This window comes from Planktotalea sp. (assembly GCF_965659345.1).
Lineage (GTDB): Bacteria > Pseudomonadota > Alphaproteobacteria > Rhodobacterales > Rhodobacteraceae > Planktotalea.
In genome coordinates this window covers 168,256-186,193 of the sequence record NZ_CBFHVK010000003.1, presented here as the reverse complement: position 1 = coordinate 186,193, position 17,938 = coordinate 168,256, and the positions used below count along the sequence as shown (strand labels likewise).

The 17,938-nt window shown below is 52.5% G+C and carries 17 protein-coding genes; 11 read left to right on the top strand and 6 right to left on the bottom strand.

Translation table 11 applies throughout. The features are described 5' to 3' along the window. From ACTG3Z_RS03450 to ACTG3Z_RS03430, 5 genes are all read left to right on the top strand, one after another. Positions 1 to 168, top strand: a complete 168-nt coding sequence (locus ACTG3Z_RS03450; protein WP_375265115.1) for a hypothetical protein — start codon at positions 1 to 3, stop codon at positions 166 to 168. A 4-nt stretch (positions 169 to 172) separates the two neighbouring features. Continuing rightward, positions 173 to 1,357, top strand: a complete 1,185-nt coding sequence (locus tag ACTG3Z_RS03445) for a vWA domain-containing protein (RefSeq protein ID WP_439141247.1) — start codon at positions 173 to 175, stop codon at positions 1,355 to 1,357. 129 nt (positions 1,358 to 1,486) lie between these two features. Next, positions 1,487 to 1,912, top strand: a complete 426-nt coding sequence (locus ACTG3Z_RS03440) for a YeeE/YedE family protein (RefSeq protein WP_375265113.1) — start codon at positions 1,487 to 1,489, stop codon at positions 1,910 to 1,912. Next, a complete protein-coding gene (locus tag ACTG3Z_RS03435) occupies positions 1,912 to 2,343 on the top strand; it encodes a DUF6691 family protein (protein WP_439141246.1) in 432 nt (143 codons plus the stop codon). Before ACTG3Z_RS03440 ends, ACTG3Z_RS03435 begins: the two co-directional genes overlap by 1 nt. 9 nt (positions 2,344 to 2,352) lie before the next feature. Further along, positions 2,353 to 2,763, top strand: coding sequence for a TIGR01244 family sulfur transferase (locus ACTG3Z_RS03430; protein WP_439141245.1), 411 nt, complete (start codon positions 2,353 to 2,355; stop codon positions 2,761 to 2,763). A 14-nt stretch (positions 2,764 to 2,777) separates the two neighbouring features. On the opposite strand, the gene ACTG3Z_RS03425 is transcribed toward ACTG3Z_RS03430, so the two are convergent. The 5 genes from ACTG3Z_RS03425 to ACTG3Z_RS03405 form a co-directional block, all read right to left on the bottom strand. Then, positions 2,778 to 3,791 (bottom strand): hypothetical protein, encoded by a 1,014-nt coding sequence (locus tag ACTG3Z_RS03425; RefSeq protein ID WP_439141243.1) that lies wholly within the window; start codon positions 3,789 to 3,791, stop codon positions 2,778 to 2,780. Between the two features lie 112 nt (positions 3,792 to 3,903). After that, positions 3,904 to 6,597, bottom strand: a complete 2,694-nt coding sequence (locus ACTG3Z_RS03420; RefSeq protein WP_439141288.1) for an ATP-binding protein — start codon at positions 6,595 to 6,597, stop codon at positions 3,904 to 3,906. After that, positions 6,585 to 6,902 carry a hypothetical protein gene (locus tag ACTG3Z_RS03415; protein ID WP_439141242.1) on the bottom strand — a complete coding sequence of 106 codons (318 nt, stop codon included), beginning with the start codon at positions 6,900 to 6,902 and terminating at the stop codon, positions 6,585 to 6,587. Before ACTG3Z_RS03415 ends, ACTG3Z_RS03420 begins: the two co-directional genes overlap by 13 nt. Then, on the bottom strand, positions 6,899 to 7,267 hold the full coding sequence (locus ACTG3Z_RS03410) for a response regulator transcription factor (RefSeq protein WP_439141241.1): 369 nt from the start codon (positions 7,265 to 7,267) through the stop codon (positions 6,899 to 6,901). Before ACTG3Z_RS03410 ends, ACTG3Z_RS03415 begins: the two co-directional genes overlap by 4 nt. A gap of 65 nt (positions 7,268 to 7,332) precedes the next feature. Next, positions 7,333 to 8,703 carry a short-chain fatty acyl-CoA regulator family protein gene (locus ACTG3Z_RS03405; RefSeq protein ID WP_439141240.1) on the bottom strand — a complete coding sequence of 457 codons (1,371 nt, stop codon included), beginning with the start codon at positions 8,701 to 8,703 and terminating at the stop codon, positions 7,333 to 7,335. Positions 8,704 to 8,924: 221 nt separating this feature from the next. On the opposite strand from ACTG3Z_RS03405, the gene ACTG3Z_RS03400 reads away from it, so the two are divergent. The 6 genes from ACTG3Z_RS03400 (at position 8,925) to acs (ending at position 16,235) form a co-directional block, all read left to right on the top strand. After that, the gene (locus tag ACTG3Z_RS03400) at positions 8,925 to 10,271 is read left to right on the top strand and encodes an ABC transporter substrate-binding protein (protein ID WP_439141239.1); all 1,347 of its coding nucleotides are present in this window, start codon (positions 8,925 to 8,927) and stop codon (positions 10,269 to 10,271) included. A 129-nt stretch (positions 10,272 to 10,400) separates the two neighbouring features. Continuing rightward, positions 10,401 to 11,432 carry a branched-chain amino acid ABC transporter permease gene (locus tag ACTG3Z_RS03395; protein WP_375265105.1) on the top strand — a complete coding sequence of 344 codons (1,032 nt, stop codon included), beginning with the start codon at positions 10,401 to 10,403 and terminating at the stop codon, positions 11,430 to 11,432. Between the two features lie 3 nt (positions 11,433 to 11,435). Continuing rightward, positions 11,436 to 12,641, top strand: a complete 1,206-nt coding sequence (locus tag ACTG3Z_RS03390; RefSeq protein ID WP_439141238.1) for a branched-chain amino acid ABC transporter permease — start codon at positions 11,436 to 11,438, stop codon at positions 12,639 to 12,641. Between the two features lie 11 nt (positions 12,642 to 12,652). Continuing rightward, complete coding sequence (locus ACTG3Z_RS03385; protein WP_439141237.1) at positions 12,653 to 13,408, top strand: ABC transporter ATP-binding protein; 756 nt, start codon at positions 12,653 to 12,655, stop codon at positions 13,406 to 13,408. 11 nt (positions 13,409 to 13,419) lie between these two features. Continuing rightward, positions 13,420 to 14,175, top strand: a complete 756-nt coding sequence (locus tag ACTG3Z_RS03380; protein ID WP_439141236.1) for an ABC transporter ATP-binding protein — start codon at positions 13,420 to 13,422, stop codon at positions 14,173 to 14,175. Between the two features lie 116 nt (positions 14,176 to 14,291). After that, positions 14,292 to 16,235, top strand: coding sequence for an acetate--CoA ligase (acs, locus tag ACTG3Z_RS03375; protein WP_439141235.1), 1,944 nt, complete (start codon positions 14,292 to 14,294; stop codon positions 16,233 to 16,235). Between the two features lie 57 nt (positions 16,236 to 16,292). Here the strand turns inward: acs and ACTG3Z_RS03370 are convergent, their stop codons facing one another. Next, on the bottom strand, positions 16,293 to 17,795 hold the full coding sequence (locus ACTG3Z_RS03370) for a class I adenylate-forming enzyme family protein (RefSeq protein WP_439141233.1): 1,503 nt from the start codon (positions 17,793 to 17,795) through the stop codon (positions 16,293 to 16,295). Positions 17,796 to 17,938 lie beyond the last annotated feature (143 nt).

Below are 17,938 nucleotides of genomic sequence, written 5' to 3'. Positions count from 1 at the left end.
ATGATCTACACAATCGCGGGGCTATTTGGCATCGCACTGGGCGCATTGCGCGCAAAAAAAGCAGGCGGCAATTGGGCTGATATGGCCCAATATGCTGCTGGATTTGGCATCGCTTTCTTGTTGATCGGCTTTATTATCACGCTGATTGTGCACCGCATGGCGGTATAACGCGATGTTTCTCCCCTTCTTCGACAACCTACGCAACGGTGGCATTCCCGTTTCATTGCGCGAATATTTGTCGTTTCTGGAAGGGGTCAAGCGCGGCCTTGCCACCTACGACATCGACGCATTCTACTATCTCGCGCGCACCTCAATGGTGAAAGACGAACGCAACATCGACAAATTCGATCGCGCGTTTGCCTCAACCTTTAAAGGGTTAGAGGCGATCAGCACTGAAGAAATGCTGAACGCAGTTGAGATTCCCGAGGAATGGCTGCGCAAAATGGTGGAAAAACACCTGAGCGACGAAGAAAAAGCCGAAATTGATACGCTTGGTGGGTTCGAAAAACTCATGGAAACGCTGAAAGAACGTCTCAAAGAACAAGAAGGCCGTCATCAGGGCGGCAACAAATGGATCGGCACTGGCGGCACCTCTCCTTTTGGGGCGTATGGCTATAACCCCGAAGGAGTGCGGATTGGTCAGAATGAAAGCCGCCACAAGCGTGCCGTGAAAGTTTGGGATAAGCGCGAATTCAAGAATCTCGACGACAGTGTCGAGCTTGGCACACGCAACATTAAAGTTGCGTTAAAGCGCCTGCGCCGTTGGGCCCGTGATGGCGCAACTGAAGAGCTGGACCTGAATGGAACCATTCGCGCTACTGCTGAAAACGGCTACCTCGATGTCAAAACACGGCCAGAGCGCCGCAACGCCGTCAAAGTGCTGTTATTTTTAGATGTTGGCGGCTCCATGGATCCACATATTAAAGTTGTGGAAGAGTTGTTTTCTGCGGCACGCGCCGAGTTCAAACATCTCGAATATTTCTACTTTCACAACTGTTTGTATGAAGGCGTGTGGCGCGACAATCGGCGTCGCTGGGATGCGCAAACCCCGACGCACGAAGTTCTGCGCACCTATGGCCCTGATTACAAATGCATTTTTGTGGGCGATGCATCCATGAGCCCTTATGAGGTCGCCTATCCAGGTGGCGCAAATGAGCATTGGAATGCCGAAAGCGGTCAGACGTGGCTCACCCGTGCGCGCGAACAGTGGAAAAGCAACCTTTGGATCAATCCGCTGCCAGAAAAACACTGGGGCTACACACATTCGATCAAAATGATCCAAGACATTTTCGATGCGCAAATGGTACCAATGACACTTTCCGGACTTGAGCGCGGTATGAAAGACCTCACCCGTTAAGCAGGTCGTTACTCTATTTGAACATTGAGCTGTGCTGCGCCAAAGGTCTTTCGCTGAGGGTGTCATTTTCTCCTTAAAGTTCCGGTCAATTAGCTCTAAACGGCCGTGACTCTAAGGGAATGACAAGACATGGAACAAGATTGGATCATGGGCCTTATCGGCGGTTTGCTGATTGGCCTCGCGGGCGCTGTCTATTTGCTCGGGAATGGGCGGATTATGGGGGCAAGCGGGATTATCGGTGGTCTTATCGACGGTACGGGTCGCAGCGCTTGGAAAGAACGCGCAGTTTTTCTTGTCGCCTTGGTGATTGTGCCCCTGCTGATGGTGCCGTTTGTAACAGAGTCTGACACGCATCTGACACAAAATCCAATCCTGCTCATTCTCGCTGGTCTTTTGGTGGGAATCGGCACGCGCGTTGCGAATGGTTGCACATCAGGTCACGGCGTTTGTGGCATCTCGCGCCTTTCGCCGCGAGGAATTGTTGCGACCATAATCTACATCGGCGCAGGCGGTGTTACAGTTGCGCTGTTGCGCCATGCACTGGGAGTGATTTGATGAGATACCTACTCGCATTGATCGCAGGCGGCTTGTTTGGCGCTGGTTTGTTAATTTCTGGCATGACAGACACCACAAAAGTGCAGGGTTGGCTCGATATTTTTGGCAATTGGGATCCCACACTCGCCTTTGTTATGGGGGGCGCAATCATTCCAATGGCGATTGCTTGGCAGCTCACACGTGTGCGCACGCCGCTTGTCGGTGGCAGTTTCCCAAAACCCGCAGATCCAAAGCTCGGTCGTAATCTGATTGTTGGATCCATTATGTTCGGCATGGGTTGGGGACTTGTTGGGCTGTGCCCTGGACCAACGATTGCCTCGATTGGCTTTGGCGGCTGGCAGAACATTATGTTTGTCATCGCGATGGCCGTTGGAATGGCGCTTGCGCCCTATTTCGGTCGTGCTCTGGACGCGCGGCTTGGCGCTCGCTAAAAACGCGATATGCATATTAAAGCCATCACCCCGACCTACGCCGTTTCCGAACAAATTAGCCCCAGCGATTTTACCGCAATTGTTGAAGCAGGGTTTTCAACAGTGATTTGCAATCGCCCCGACGAAGAAGTGCCCGCGCATCTGCAAGTCACTGCTATGGCGCAGGCCGCCCAAGCGGCAGGCGTTGATTTCAAGGTGCTTCCGCTTACTCATGTCACCATGACACCCGAAAATATCGCCAAGCAATTTGATATGGTTGATGCCGCTGGAGGCCCTGTTCTTGCCTACTGCGCGTCGGGTACACGATGCTCTGTCGTCTGGGCGCTTCACCAAGCAGGCAAGCAATCTGCGGACGATATTCTAGCACAAACTGCACAAGCTGGTTACGATCTGTCGGGCCTGCGCAACGCTTTGGGCTAGGGTTCTCTCGCTCCCTAACTGCTACTCGTCGCCAAGAGGGCGTCTAATTCATCGCCCTGTGCACTAGGATTGGGCACAGGGTCTGAGGACGCAGGCGCGATGTCTTCTGGCATCTGCGTTTTGGGTTGCAGCGTTTCAATCGCTTGTGGCTCTTGACCCATCATTTCATCAGCTTCGCTATAAACCAACCGCACGGCACGCATGCCGTGAAGTTGCCCTAGGTTGACCGCACGAGACGTTTGACCGGAGTGATCCACAAGCTGGGCTTGCGCCGCAGCGTTCTGGGGCAATCGCACCAATTCACCTGCTTTAAGGGTGTTCAGTTGAGACAGCGGCATCGTCACCTTACACATGATTGCATCTAACTCCACCGTTGCCGCAAGCGCGGCACCGCGCATGGTCTTATTGCTAATCTGATCTTTGTCAGGGCGGTTTTTCTTTTTGGCTTTGCTAGCTTCAGCAAGCGTCGGCTGTTGTTCTTTTATCGGCAAAAACAGACGCATCGAGATTGATCGATCCAAACCGGACACCTCACACGAAATATCAAAGCCGCGATATTCACTGGCATCTAGTAATAAGACCATCAAATGACGGCTATGTACGGCATCTTCCGCGCGATAGCCTCGGGTCCAATAGGCTGTCGGCGCGCCTAGAAGTGACTCGTCAAAAAGATTGAAAAACACTTCAAGAAACGCCCCAACCAATGCTTTGTCCGTGCGCGTCAAAGGGCGTGCTTCTTCATCCGACGGATTTACACTGCCCTTTGTTTGACGCTCCATAAACGCGATGACGCAGGCAGGGTCGAAACACATAACACCAATGGACCCGTCATCGTTGACCAATGGATAGATTGCCCATTCCTCTTCCAGACTTTCAACGACATCTGCAAGATCGAGCCGACTTTGGCGGATAGCATTCACACGCATTGGAAGTTCAAACGCTTTGTCCGCCGCACGCGCGAGACTGAGGCGCGCAGCTTTTGCAGGCGAGACCGCTTGCTCCTGTGCGCTCGCAGGCTCAGAACGCAACTTACGTCGCAGAATGCTGGGAATAGGTTCTATGATCGATTCTCCGGCTTACAAACCCCGTCCACGTTACAAGGGGTTCGGTACGCACTAGAGCAAGAAGCTTACTAAAAACTTACACACTTGGCTGAATTGTGGTCAAACGTGCTGGGAAACGCACCCTAAATGCTCCGCCGTTTTGACCGCCAAGATAGGAAATATCACCGTCCAAGCGATGCATAATCTCGCGACAAATCGCCAAACCTAGCCCTGCACCGCCCGCCTGTGTTTCGCCCACGCGCGAGAATTTCTCGAAAATGACACTTCGCATATCTTCATCAATCCCTGCTCCGTTGTCGATGAAATCAACAATCACCGTACCATCCTGTTCAAAGGACTTAATGTGCAACGTCGGTTCCTGGGCGGTGCAATACTTAACAGCGTTAGAAATCACATTGATAAAAACCTGCGACAAACGATCAACATCCGTGAAGAGCATGACTTCAGTAGGCGGGTCCTCACGCGTCACTTTCAGTGTGTTGCTGTGAGAAACCCCAGAAGACGACACCGCGTTTTCTAGGACTTCAAGAAGCGGCTTATCGGTCAGGTTCAATGATACGCGTCCTGCTTCCAGCACAGCAAGGTCGAGCAAATCATCCAGAAGGCGGGTCAAGCGCAAGGTTTCTGAATGAATAATCCCCGCGTAACGCGCCTTGTCTGACGCCTGCATATCATCACTGTCTCGCAAAATCTCAGAGAACGCGCGGATCGACGTCATAGGCGTGCGTAACTCGTGACTGATCTGGCTGATAAAGCCGTCCTTTTGTACAGAAATCTGGGTAAGTTTTTCATTCACTTGGCGCAGCTGTTCTGCCGTTCGGGTCAGCTCGAAGGACTGCGCTTCGAGCTTGCTGGAATACTCCATGATCTGAGCCGTTTCATCCGCAACAGCCAACAAATCATCAACAGATACAGACATGCCCCCAGTAATTTGACCGATCATCGCATGGGCCGTCGCCGCGCCGACTGAACCTGAGAGTTTGCGCTCTAAGCTCTCCAAAAACTCAGGCGTCGGTTCAGGCAATGTTCCCTGCGCACCTTGCAGCCGCGCTTCCTTTTCAAACAAAGCTTGAGCTTCGCGCGCACCTAATATCCGTTGGGACATGATCATCAAATCTTCGGACTGAGCGGCCCCTTGTGACCAACCGCGGCTTGGTTGTGCTTGTTGAAACACATTGACGAATTGCGCCCCTTGCAAGCGCTCCATAGGCGCTGGAAACGTGCAGAGCGAGACAAGAACGAAAGCCGCACTGTTGAACAAAACGCTCCAAAGCAAACAATGCAAGATCGGGTCTAGCCCTTTGATGCCGAACAAAGCTTGCGGTGTGAGCCATTCAAGCCCCCAAGGGCCATTCGCAAGTATTGCATCGGAAAAGACCAACCCATTTCCAAGGCTGGGTAAAAACAGCGCGTAGGTCCAAATAGCGAAGCCTATTCCAAGCCCGCAAAGAGCCCCCAGTCGGGTCGCACCGCGCCAAAATATACCACCAATCATGATCGGTAGCGCCTGCGCAACGCCGACAAAGGACACAAGCCCCATTGCAGCCAAAGCAGAGCCGCCACCAGAGAGTTGAAAATAGAAATAGGCAAGCATAACAATCGCGCCGATAGACAAGCGCCGTGCCAGCAATACGACAAAGCGAACGTCCCCTGAAACGCTGACACCTCCGCCAGTAACCGACACCCAGATAGGCATAACGATGTGGTTTGACACCATCGTGGACAAGGCAATCGTTGCGACGATCACCATAGACGTCGCAGACGAAAAACCACCTAGAAAAGACAACATAGCCAAGCCGTTCTGTCCTTGGCTCAGCGGCACAGTCAGAACGAACATATCCGGATTTGATCCTTCCGGCAGCAGATCAAGCCCTGTCACCGCGATTGGCAGAACAAACAAACTCATAAGCAGTAGATAGGCCGGAAAGGCCCAAGACGCCGTGCGCAAGTGCCGCTCGTCATCGTTCTCCACCACCATCACATGAAACATGCGCGGCAAACAGATAAACGCCGCAGCAGACAAAAATGTAAGGCCCGCCCAGCGTCCCCCGCTGACGTCCCAAGCTCCAATCTCAGAGGCATCGATCTTTTCCAGCATCGGCGCGATGCCACCAGAAAGGCCCCAAACAACGAACACCCCGACCGCCAGAAGCGCGATAAGCTTCACCACCGCTTCCACGGCAATCGCCATAACGACCCCGTCGTGACGCTCATTCACGTCCAGCTTTCGCGTACCAAATAAAATCGTGAAAAACGCAAGTCCGACAGCGATCCATAGAGCGGTGACAGTTTGATTGATCTCTCCCGTGCCGCCTTGGGAAGCTCGCGCGAAAACTGCGTAAGACTGCGTCACCGATTGCAATTGAAGCGCAATATAAGGCGTTGTGCCAGCCACTGCGAGCAACGTCAGTCCAATGGCGAGTAGATTTGACTTGCCAAAACGCGATGAAATCAAATCAGCGATAGATGTGATGCGTTGCGTGCGGCCAATGCGCACTAATTTGCGTAGGGTCCACCACCAGCCAAGCATGACCAAAGACGGTCCAAGGTAAATGGTGACAAATTCTAGTCCCGAGCGCACGGCAAAACCAACTGCGCCATAAAACGTCCAAGCTGTACAATAGATCGACAGGGACAATGTGTAGATCATGGAAGAGCGCAGCCATGTTGCACGCCCTGCCCGCGCTGCGCGTTCCGCCGCAAAGGCTACGATGAACAACACCATCACATAGCCTAAAGAGACGAAGATCAGCAGGTTCACCTTGCGGATCCCTGCGCATTGTTCGCGCCGTCGCTAGCTGGCTCTTCATGTGGTGCCATACGCCACGCTAAAAAAGCGCCAGCCGCAATCAGCGCAACCCAAATTGCAAACACATAAAGTGTCGCTTGGGCAGTCCCAATCGCTCCGTCCTCTCCAGCATCAGGCCAAATTAAAGGTACAAGCCATAACAGTAACCCAACAATCGGCAGAATGCGTGCAGCGTCGATTATGCGACGCTGACGATACCCGCGCCGTTCTAAAAAGAGACGACCACCGGCGTCCGGTGCATCGTAAACGGAACCGCGATCGCTCAAGGCCCGCTCAACTCGTGCAATGTTTCAATGATTTCAGCATTTGAAAACGGTTTGGTCATAAAGCGCGTCGCACCCAAACGCTCGGCGCGTTCGCGGTCTTTGGTTTGTCCACGTGCCGTTAACATCAAAACAGGCACATCCATACAGGCGCCTTCGCTGCGAATATCTTCTAAAATATCGAATCCACTGCGCCCAGGAAGCATGACATCAAGCACCAACACATCGGGTTGCTTGGCACGGATCACATCCGCTGCGTCATGACCATTGGAATGGGTAGAGACGCTCCATCCATCGCGTGACAGCAAGAAACTTACCGCTTCGATGATGTTTGGCTCATCCTCGACCAATAGAACATGTTTGTTCACGCGACCCTCCCAGTTCGACGTTTTGCGGTGTTATCACATTAGACACGCGCGCACATTTTGCAATGCTACACACCGCCCGCAAGGATGGAGGGCTCACGCCGGCCTATGCACTCACCTCGTGGGCAAATTCTACAACTGATCCCAATCGGGCGAAGTGGCTCAAGGTTTTGAGCCGCGCCGCTCGCGGACAGCGGGATCATCAACATATGAGCCTCAAGCAAGGGCACTGCACCGAATTGAGGGGCGCTGACAGGAGCCGCTAACGCCAATGTTTCGAACGGTGCGCCATCACGGCCACTGAGCTGGGAGCGCTCGCGCAGCGCAACAAGGGGACGCGATAGCGCCTGGTAAAGCGACCAAAGCGGGCATGCTGCACCAAATCTTGGCAGGGCAAACCGCGGCAAGGGTTTTCGCATCGTGAGCGTGCCGGAACTATCGCAGACAGCTAGCCCTATACCAGCCTCGGCGATGTCATAAGGACTGTTTTGCAAAAGTGGGCGCAAAACATCGCCTGGAACGCTCGCAAAGCGGCGCATAACCAATCCGATATCTATATTGTATTTCGCGGCAATTGATGCAGGCTCCAAGCCAACATTGGACACTTCATCCAACATCACATCAAAACCGAAAGCCTGCGCATCAGACCAGTAGCGTATGAGCAAACGCTTAACTTGCGCGCGCGCTGAGGCGGACACCAACAAATCATCTGCATTTTCAAGCATGCTTGCTATCGCATCGTGAGCTTGCGTGTCAGAGCCGCCATTCTCCAACAATGCAAAGTGATATCCGTGGCGTTGAAAAAACGCCTCTATCTCGTCTTGCGGCGTTGTCACTTGCTGATGCTCTGATGTTTCATCGTTGAGGTACGCCACCAGCGCCTGCGAGCCCTCCGTTAAACGCGTCGCATCCTCATTTAAATTGCGATGAAAGCGATCTTGCCATTCCGGCTCTAGTTTATCCGTTTCCACGAGGATGGAGGATGTCGAACGAATAGCCGTTACCGCGCCCAACATGTCATGCAAGGCTTCTGCCAATTGCGGATCATGGGTCATACGATCCGTCAAGGAAACAACGGTTTGCTCCAGTGAGCTCTGGCGTTGCGCCAAAGTTTCGATCAAACTGGCCCAGCCCGGGAAACGTCCTGCAAACTCTTCAACCCGTTCCAATTCGCTCTGTTCAACGGGGTGCATCGCTGCGACTTCGCGTAACGCGCCCAGCAACGCGGCTTCCGCCCCTTCACTCAAGCTCATCGGCTCAACCCCAAGCACAGACGCAATGTCGAGCAACAACTTCCCGCCGATTCTGCGGCGATTATGCTCGATAAGGTTGAGATAGGACGCGGAGATTCCGGCCTTGCGCGCAAGATCAGCTTGCTTTTGTCCATTGATCAGACGGCGTTCGCGGATACGGCTACCTGTTAATGTCTCTCGTCTCATTATTTTCTCTTACAGTTTCAACGTGTTTCTGCGTCGCAGAATAATTTCTTTACAAAGTATACGACGGCATTGTGCATTCGTTTACAAAATAATTGTTTTGTTAAAAGCATTTGTTGCGAAGTTTTCTTACCGAGCGTCTTATAAGACAGCACTTTTGTGCATCGCGGGTCGGTTTGTTGAGGAGCATGCCCCCGCATTTTAGAAAAAATGGGAGGATTTTCATGTCCACAAGTAACTTCACACGTCGCGGTCTTTTGAAGACAAGCGCCGTTGCTGGTGCAGGTCTGGCATTGCCAACATACCTGTCAGCAGCAGGTCACTCCGGCTTCACCAACGCGCCAGAAGGCGACACGGTCACGCTTGGTTTTAACGTTCCACAATCTGGTCCTTACGCGGATGAGGGTGCTGACGAGCTGCGCGCATTCGAGCTTGCAGTCGAGCACCTCAATGGCGGCGGCGACGGCGGCATGATGAACACATTCAGCTCGAAAGCGCTGAAGGGTACAGGCATCCTCGGCAAGAAAGTCGAGTACGTCACAGGCGATACACAGACAAAGTCTGACGCGGCGCGCGCATCTGCGAAGTCGATGATCGAAAAAGACGGCGCAGTGATGATTTCCGGTGGCTCCTCCTCCGGTGTTGCTGTTGCGGTTCAGGCGCTTTGCCAAGAAGCTGGCATCATCTTCATGGCTGGCTTGACGCACTCCAACGACACAACAGGTAAAGACAAGAAGGCAAACGGTTTCCGTCACTTCTTTAACTCCTACATGTCCGGTGCGGCACTCGCGCCAGTTCTGAAGAACGCATATGGTACAGATCGTAAGACCTATCACCTGACAGCGGACTACAACTGGGGCTACACAACTGAGGAAGCGGTTCGCTCTTCCACAGAAGCAATGGGCTGGGAAACTGTTGCAGCGGTTAAGACACCACTGACACAGACTGACTTCTCTTCCTACATTGCGCCTGTTCTTCAGTCCGGTGCCGATACTCTGGTTCTGAACCACTACGGCGGAAACATGGTTAACTCCTTGACCAACGCTGTTCAGTTCGGTCTGCGTGATAAGCAGGTTGACGGCAAAGACTTCCAGATCATCGTTCCACTTTACTCTCGCTTGATGGCGAAGGGTGCTGGTGAAAACGTGAAAGGCATCTTCGGTTCTGCGAACTGGCACTGGTCTTTGACAGACGAAGGCTCCAAAGCATTCGTTAAGTCGTTTGGTACAAAGTATGGCTTCCCACCGTCACAGGCGGCGCACACATGCTACGTGCAGACAATGCTCTATGCAGACGCTGTTGAGCGTGCGGGTTCCTTCGCACCTTGCGCAGTTGCAGAAGCGCTTGAAGGCTTTGAGTTCGACGGCATGGGTAACGGCAAGACGCTTTACCGTGCAGACGATCACCAGTGCTTCAAAGACGTTCTCGTCATGAAGGGTAAAGAGAACCCAACATCCGAGTTCGACCTTCTTGAGATCGTTGAAGTCACACCTGCAGCGCAGGTCACGTATGATCCCAACCACCCACAAGTTGCGGGCGGTAACTTGGGCACATGTAACAACGGCGCATAAGCGACGTTGCCTCGTAGGGTGCGTGTTATCACGCACCCTACTCTACACTTTCTGCACATATACATTCGTTCTTTTAACGCGCTGCTTTGCTAGAACGCTTCCCGTATGCCGATCCTAAAAGGTGGGACCATGGACGCAATACTCCTTCAAATTCTCAACGGCCTCGACAAAGGCTCAGCCTATGCGCTGATCGCTCTTGGTCTGACGCTGATTTTTGGCACCTTGGGTGTCGTCAACTTTGCACACGGTGCTCTGTTCATGATCGGCGCGTTCTGTGCTGTCACATTGAGCCGCATTCTGACGACAAGCCGCACCATTATCGATGAGACGCAAAAAGACTTCCTTGGCAATCCGCTTAAAGTTGAAGTTCCTTATGTCCACGACTGGTTTGGCCAAGCAACAGGTGATGTGATCATTGACTGGGCGGTGCCGCTGTCCATCTTCTTTGCGATTCCAGTGATGATCTTGATTGGTGTCATTATGGAGCGCGGCTTGATCAAGCACTTCTACAACCGCCCGCATGCCGATCAAATCCTTGTGACCTTCGGCCTTGCGATCGTTTTGCAAGAAATCATCAAGTTTTATTATGGTGCGAACCCAATCCCAACACCTGCGCCTGATGCCTTTAAAGGATCCTTCGACTTCGGCGCGATGCTTGGCTTCGATCCCAACACGATCATTTACCCTTACTGGCGTCTCGTCTACTTCGCCTTCGCGGCTGTGATCATCGGTGCAGTATTTGCCTTCTTGCAGTTCACCACTTTTGGTATGGTTGTGCGCGCGGGCATGGCCGATCGTGAAACTGTCGGCCTTCTGGGTATCAACATCGACAAGCGTTTCACCATTATGTTCGGCCTTGCTGCCGCGGTCGCTGGTCTTGCAGGTGTGATGTATACCCCGATCAACTCCCCGAACTATCACATGGGCATGGACTTCTTGGTCCTTAGCTTCGTTGTTGTTGTTGTGGGTGGCATGGGCTCGCTTCCGGGCGCGGTGCTTGCAGGTTTCTTGCTTGGTATTCTCGAAAGCTTTGCTTCTATGCGTGAAGTCATCGAGATCATCCCAGGCATCAACCAAGTGATCATCTACCTTGTCGCAATTATCATTTTGCTAACACGTCCACGTGGCCTGATGGGTCGCAAAGGCGTGATGGAGGACTAAGCAATGCTAGGACTACAGAAAAAAGACGCATCGCTCTTGTTGCTCGTATTTGCGCTCACGATGCTCGCGCCTTTCATCCTAAACCCCTTCCCTGAAGGCTCTGGCTGGGCACAATTCAACGCAGGCTATCCTGACCTGATGCAACGTTTTGTTATCTTCGGTATCTTTGCTATCGGATTTAACATCCTCTTCGGCCTGACTGGCTATCTCAGCTTTGGTCACGCGGCGTTCCTCGGGATAGGGTCCTACTCAGCGGTTTGGATGTTCAAATTGCTCAGCATGAACGTGATCCCAGCGATTGCCCTCGCGGTCATCACTTCTGGTTTGTTCGCTCTGCTTATTGGCTACATCAGCTTGCGTCGCTCTGGCATCTACTTTTCGATCCTAACACTCGCGTTTGCGCAAATGTCCTTCGCACTTGCCTACTCCGTTCTGACACCTATCACAGGTGGTGAAACAGGTCTGCAGCTCGCCCTTAGCGATCCGCGCATTCTGGACGGTGCAGCTGAAGCAGGTAATCTGCCAGTACCAGGTCTGTTTGGTATGGAAATGCGCAATAGCACAGAGTGGGTCGTTGGCGCTTGGGTGTTTACATTCAATATCGGCTACTACTTTGCAGCGTTTATCATGCTTTGCTCCTTCTACCTTGCGATCCGCATTTTCCGCTCTCCATTCGGTTTGATGCTGCGCGCGGTGAAATCTAACCAGCAACGCTTGAACTACACTGGCTTGAACACACGTCCCTACACACTTGCGGCCTTTGTCATCTCTGGCATGTACGCTGGCTTGGCGGGTGGTTTGATGGCGGCGATGGACCCTCTTGCGGGCGCTGAGCGTATGTTCTGGACGGCTTCGGGTGAGGTTGTTCTGATGACCATCCTTGGCGGTGTTGGCACGTTGATTGGCCCAGTCTTGGGCGCGGGTATGATCAAATACATGGAAAACATCCTGTCCAAGATCAACTCTGACATCTTGCACACTTGGTTCGCATTCATGCCTGATGGCTTGGAAGATTTCGTCGTAGCGATCATCTATCCGTTCATCGGTAAAGGCTGGCACCTTACACTGGGTCTGCTGTTTATGATGGTTGTTATCTTCTTGCCCGGCGGCCTTGTTGAGGGTGGCCAAAAGCTCGCCAAGCTTTTCAAGCGAGACAAAAAAGATGACGACGGCGCGAAAACCGCCGATGCAACGACACCTGCGGAATAAGGAAACAAATCATGGGTATCCTTGACGTTAAAAACGTAAACAAACGCTTCGGCGGACTGCAGGCATTAGGTGATGTAAACCTTAACGTTGCAGAAAACTCGGTACATGCCATCATCGGCCCTAACGGTGCTGGCAAGTCCACCCTACTCAACTGTCTTGTCGGCAAACTGATTCCTGATACGGGCTCCGTGATGTTCGATGGGCAGTCTGTGCTTGGACGTAAACCGTTTGAGATCAATCAGATGGGCATTTCACGCGTTTTCCAAACACCTGAGATCTTCGGCGATCTTTCGGTGCTTGAAAACATGATGATCCCCTGCTTTGCCAAACGCGATGGCGCGTTCGAACTGAATGCCATCAACTCTGTTGGCTCGCAAAAGGACATCGTCGAGCGCGCAGAACAGATGCTGGAAGAAATGAATATGGCCGACAAACGCCATATGAATGCCGCCGCGATGAGCCGTGGTGACAAGCGTCGTCTTGAAATTGGCATGTGTCTTTCGCAAGAACCACGTCTGTTGTTGCTCGATGAGCCAACTGCAGGCATGGCGCGTGCGGACACAAACAACACCATTGATCTGCTCAAGCAAATCAAGGATGAGCGCGATATCACAATCGCCATCATCGAGCATGATATGCATGTTGTCTTCTCTTTGGCCGAACGCATTACTGTGCTTGCCCAAGGCACGCCACTGGTCGAAGACACGCCAGACAATATCAAAGGCCATCCCAAAGTGCGCGAAGCGTATCTTGGCGAGACGGCATAGGAGTTTTTCAAATGAACGTACAATCGAAAGCCTCCGCAGGGGTCAATCAAGCGAAAACCGCTCCTGCCTTTCTCGATGTCTGGGACCTGCACGCCTACTACGGCGAAAGCTACATTGTCCAAGGGATCAGCTTCAAAGTCCATGAAGGCGAAATCCTTGCGCTTTTGGGTCGGAACGGTGCTGGCAAAACAACGACGCTGCGCTCTATCGCACGTCTTGATGACCCTCAGGTCACGCACGGCGAGATCTGGCTAGATCACCAACCGCTTCACAACATGAAAAGCTATGAAGCGGCTATTTCAGGGCTAGGTCTTGTCCCAGAAGATCGTCGGATTATTCCGGGCCTCACGGTTGAAGAAAACCTCAAGCTTGCGCAAATTGCACCGCCTATTGGTTGGTCTATTGAGCGTCTCTATGACCTCTTCCCCCGACTCGGTGAGCGCCGTGCGCAAGAAGGTGTGACGCTCTCTGGTGGCGAACAACAAATGCTTGCTATCGCGCGCGCCCTTGCGCGTGACATTAAGGTATTGCTGCTTGATGAACCCTATGAGGGTCTTGCGCCTGTGATCGTCGACGAGATCGAAAAAACTCTGCGTTTGATCAAAGAGCAAGGCATGACAACAATCATCGTCGAGCAAAACGCCGTTCGCGCGCTAGAGCTCGCGGATCGCGCTGTCATCTTGGATACAGGCGGTATCGTCTTTGATGGCTTGGCCTCTGAAGTTCTTGAGAACGAAGAACTTCGCGCCGAATACCTCGCAATCTAAATTGAAAGGGTCCGGCCTGCTTTCAGCGCTGGACCTTTTTACTTTCACGACATTGAATGGCGCAAACAGGGACGTCGCTCCCTTCTGAAAGCGTTTTTACTGGTGGAGACTATCCCATGACCAATACCTACCCCCCTTCTGCAGAGTTTGCCAAAGCGGCGCATGTTGATGCGGCCAAATATGACACGATGTACGCAGCATCCATCGCGGACCCAGAGGCATTTTGGTCTGAGCAAGGTCAGCGCATTGACTGGATAAAGCCATTCACCAGAGTCAAAGACGTTAACTACGACTTTGGTAACGTGAACATCAATTGGTACTCAGATGGTACTTTGAACGTTTCTGCGAACTGTATCGACCGCCACTTAGCAACGCGCGGGGATCAAACGGCAATTATTTTCGAACCCGATGATCCAAATGCAGGTGCACAGCACATCAGCTACAACGAGCTGAGCAAAAACGTGAACCGCATGGCGAACATCCTAAAGGATTTGGGCGTCAACAAGGGTGACCGCGTTGTTCTTTACATGCCTATGATTCCAGAAGCAGCTTATGCGATGCTCGCGAGTGCGCGTATTGGTGCGATCCACTCTATTGTTTTTGCTGGATTTTCGCCTGATGCACTGGCAGCTCGGATCAACGGCTCCGAAGCTAAGCTTGTTATCACTGCGGATGAAGCCCCACGCGGCGGCAAAGCAACGCCGCTGAAAAAGAACGCAGACCTCGCACTTGCCAATTGCGGTGATGATGTCAAATGCCTCGTGGTTAAGCGCACTGGTGGCGATGTCGCTTGGAACGAAGGGCGTGATGTTGACTACAACGCACTCGCAAAAGACGCCTCCGACGTTTGTGCACCAGAAGAAATGAACGCCGAAGATCCGTTGTTTGTGCTCTACACATCCGGCTCAACAGGCATGCCAAAGGGCGTTGTCCACACCACAGGCGGCTACATCGTTTATGCCGCCTTCACTCATGAAGTTGTGTTTGATTACAAAGAGAATGACGTTTTCTGGTGCACTGCTGATGTGGGTTGGGTCACAGGTCACTCCTACATTGTATATGGTCCGCTTGCGAATGGCGCGACGACTGTGATGTTTGAAGGTGTGCCAACCTATCCAGACGCATCGCGCTTCTGGCAAGTGTGTGAGAAGCACAAGGTAAATCAGTTCTATACTGCGCCCACCGCGTTGCGCGCGTTGATGGGTCAAGGCAATAGCTTTGTTGAAGCCGCTGATCTGTCGTCCCTTCGCATCCTTGGAACAGTGGGTGAGCCCATCAATCCGGAAGCTTGGAATTGGTACAACGAAATCGTTGGCGGCGGTCGTTGCCCGATCGTTGATACATGGTGGCAAACGGAGACCGGCGGTCACTTGATGACCCCCCTACCCGGCGCGCATGCGATGAAGCCCGGTTCTGCGATGAAGCCCTTCTTTGGTATCGAGCCTGTGATCCTTGAGCCGACAACGGGCGAGGAAATCAAAGGCAACCCAGCTGAAGGTGTTTTGTGCATCAAAGACAGCTGGCCCGGTCAAATGCGCACTGTCTTTGGCGATCATGAGCGTTTTCAGCAGACCTACTTCTCTGATTACAAAGGCTATTACTTCACTGGTGACGGTGCCAAACGCGATGAAGACGGCGACTACTGGATCACTGGCCGCGTCGATGATGTGATCAACGTCTCAGGTCACCGCATGGGCACGGCCGAAGTCGAAAGCGCGCTTGTGGCACATGAGAAAGTCGCCGAAGCGGCTGTGGTTGGCTTCCCCCATGATATTAAAGGTCAGGGCATCTATTGCTACGTGACTTTGATGAATGGCGAAGAGCCAACAGAAGAATTGCGTAAAGAACTGCGCACTTGGGTACGCACAGAAATCGGCCCGATTGCCTCGCCTGATGTTATCCAATGGGCACCGGGCTTGCCTAAAACGCGCTCTGGTAAAATCATGCGCCGTATTCTGCGCAAGATTGCCGAAAATGACACGGGTGCGCTTGGCGACACATCAACTCTCGCCGATCCTTCGGTCGTGGATGACTTGATCGCCAATCGCGCTGGCGCATAACCAAACACTGTTTCCAAACCTCAGCCTCGCTTCGAAAGACGCGAGGCTGAAGCCGTTTTAAAGCATTGCTCTCAGCTCAGTCTTCAAGACCTTGCCATAGTTGTTCTTAGGTAACTCATTGAGTTGCACATACCGCTTTGGACGCTTGAAACGTGCGATATTCCCAAGGCAATGCGCGTCGAGTTCGGTGTCATTCAAAACTACGCCTTTCGTAAGAACAACGAAAGCAACGACTTCCTCACCCCATTCTGGATGAAACGCTCCGACAACTGAGGCTTCAGAAACATCGGCGTGTTGCAGCAAGACCTCTTCTACTTCCCGCGGATAGATGTTTGTGCCGCCAGAAATGATCAGATCTTTCGAACGATCAACCAAGCTCACATAGCCATCAGTATCAATAAACCCCAGATCACCGGTCTTGAGCCACCCATCCACAAGTGTCTTAGCGCTGTCCTGCGGGTTGCGCCAATAGCCTTGCATCACGGTATCACCGCGCACCTGGATCTCACCGGTGTCATTTGCGTTCAATATTTCATTTTTCTCATCAGCAACACGCACTTCGACCGAAGACTGGGCTTTCCCAACCGATCCTAAACGGTCTTTCCAGCGTGTGTGATAGCGATCACTCACATCCTGTCGCGACAAAACGGTAATGCCCATTGGACATTCCCCTTGCCCATAGATTTGAACAAAGATGTCGCCGAATGTGTCTGATGCGGCCAAAATGTCCGCTTCATACATAGGGCCACCAGCATAAACGATGGTGCGCAACCCCGCCCCGTCCGCACCGCTCACGTTTGCCGCATCTGTAAGACGTTTTACCATGGTCGGAGCCGCAAACATATGTGTGGAGCCAAATGTACGTGCGAGCTCAAAAATCTCACCGGCCTCAAACCCGCGCGACGCTGGGAAAACATGCCGCGCCCCTCTGAGCACGTGCACCATATTATAAAGCCCTGCCCCATGTGACATTGGGGCGGCATAGATGGCAGTGTCTTCGTCGCTTACTGAATCGACGTCTATGAGGTAATTCATCGACATCGACACAAGCATGCGGTGCGTGATCATCACACCTTTGGGCTGACCCGTAGTGCCAGAGGTGTAAAATAGCCAAGCCAAATCATCTGGCTTTCGAGGTTCATACTCCGCTTCAGAGTGCGGAGCAGTTTCACTGCAAACCAACCCAGCATCGACTATTTGACCCGCAATGCCCGCGTCCATCAAAGCAGTCATCTTATCCGCACTCGCGAAGCTTAAAGTCACGTCTGCGTCTTCAATGATCCAGCACGCTTCCTTGGCATGAAGTTTCGCGTTGATTGGAACCACTGCGGCCCCTGCATACCAAACCCCATATAAAACGAAGAGGTAATCAGGTCTGTTCTCCATAAAAATGGCAACACGATCACCGGGTGCGACGCCTTGATCCTTCAGCCAATGCGCGACGCTACGCGCACGCTGGTCGAATTCTTGATATGTCGCGACACAGTCAATCCCATCAAAAACCGCCGCGTATTTTGGTGATTGGCGCGCACGGCGCGAGAGCCAAGACCCTATATTCAAATGCTTTTCCTTCCGCTGGCTTGCCCCCATGAGGCCAGAGCAAAGATATAAGGTCAATAAAAATTGGAACATGCCAAGGCAAAACAACGCTTTGTAAGTCACCTCAATCATTGTGCGATTTAGATGCAGCAGCGCGGCTTCCA

Bases quoted from the DNA above. Each gene is read 5' to 3' on its own strand.
- ACTG3Z_RS03405 (WP_439141240.1), bottom strand. From the start codon at position 8,703: ATGAGACGAGAGACATTAACAGGTAGCCGTATCCGCGAACGCCGTCTG.
- ACTG3Z_RS03400 (WP_439141239.1), top strand. From the start codon at position 8,925: ATGTCCACAAGTAACTTCACACGTCGCGGTCTTTTGAAGACAAGCGCC.
- ACTG3Z_RS03380 (WP_439141236.1), top strand. From the start codon at position 13,420: ATGAACGTACAATCGAAAGCCTCCGCAGGGGTCAATCAAGCGAAAACC.
- ACTG3Z_RS03390 (WP_439141238.1), top strand. From the start codon at position 11,436: ATGCTAGGACTACAGAAAAAAGACGCATCGCTCTTGTTGCTCGTATTT.
- ACTG3Z_RS03430 (WP_439141245.1), top strand. From the start codon at position 2,353: ATGCATATTAAAGCCATCACCCCGACCTACGCCGTTTCCGAACAAATT.
- ACTG3Z_RS03440 (WP_375265113.1), top strand. From the start codon at position 1,487: ATGGAACAAGATTGGATCATGGGCCTTATCGGCGGTTTGCTGATTGGC.
- acs (WP_439141235.1), top strand. From the start codon at position 14,292: ATGACCAATACCTACCCCCCTTCTGCAGAGTTTGCCAAAGCGGCGCAT.
- ACTG3Z_RS03385 (WP_439141237.1), top strand. From the start codon at position 12,653: ATGGGTATCCTTGACGTTAAAAACGTAAACAAACGCTTCGGCGGACTG.
- ACTG3Z_RS03450 (WP_375265115.1), top strand. From the start codon at position 1: ATGATCTACACAATCGCGGGGCTATTTGGCATCGCACTGGGCGCATTG.
- ACTG3Z_RS03395 (WP_375265105.1), top strand. From the start codon at position 10,401: ATGGACGCAATACTCCTTCAAATTCTCAACGGCCTCGACAAAGGCTCA.
- ACTG3Z_RS03445 (WP_439141247.1), top strand. From the start codon at position 173: ATGTTTCTCCCCTTCTTCGACAACCTACGCAACGGTGGCATTCCCGTT.
- ACTG3Z_RS03435 (WP_439141246.1), top strand. From the start codon at position 1,912: ATGAGATACCTACTCGCATTGATCGCAGGCGGCTTGTTTGGCGCTGGT.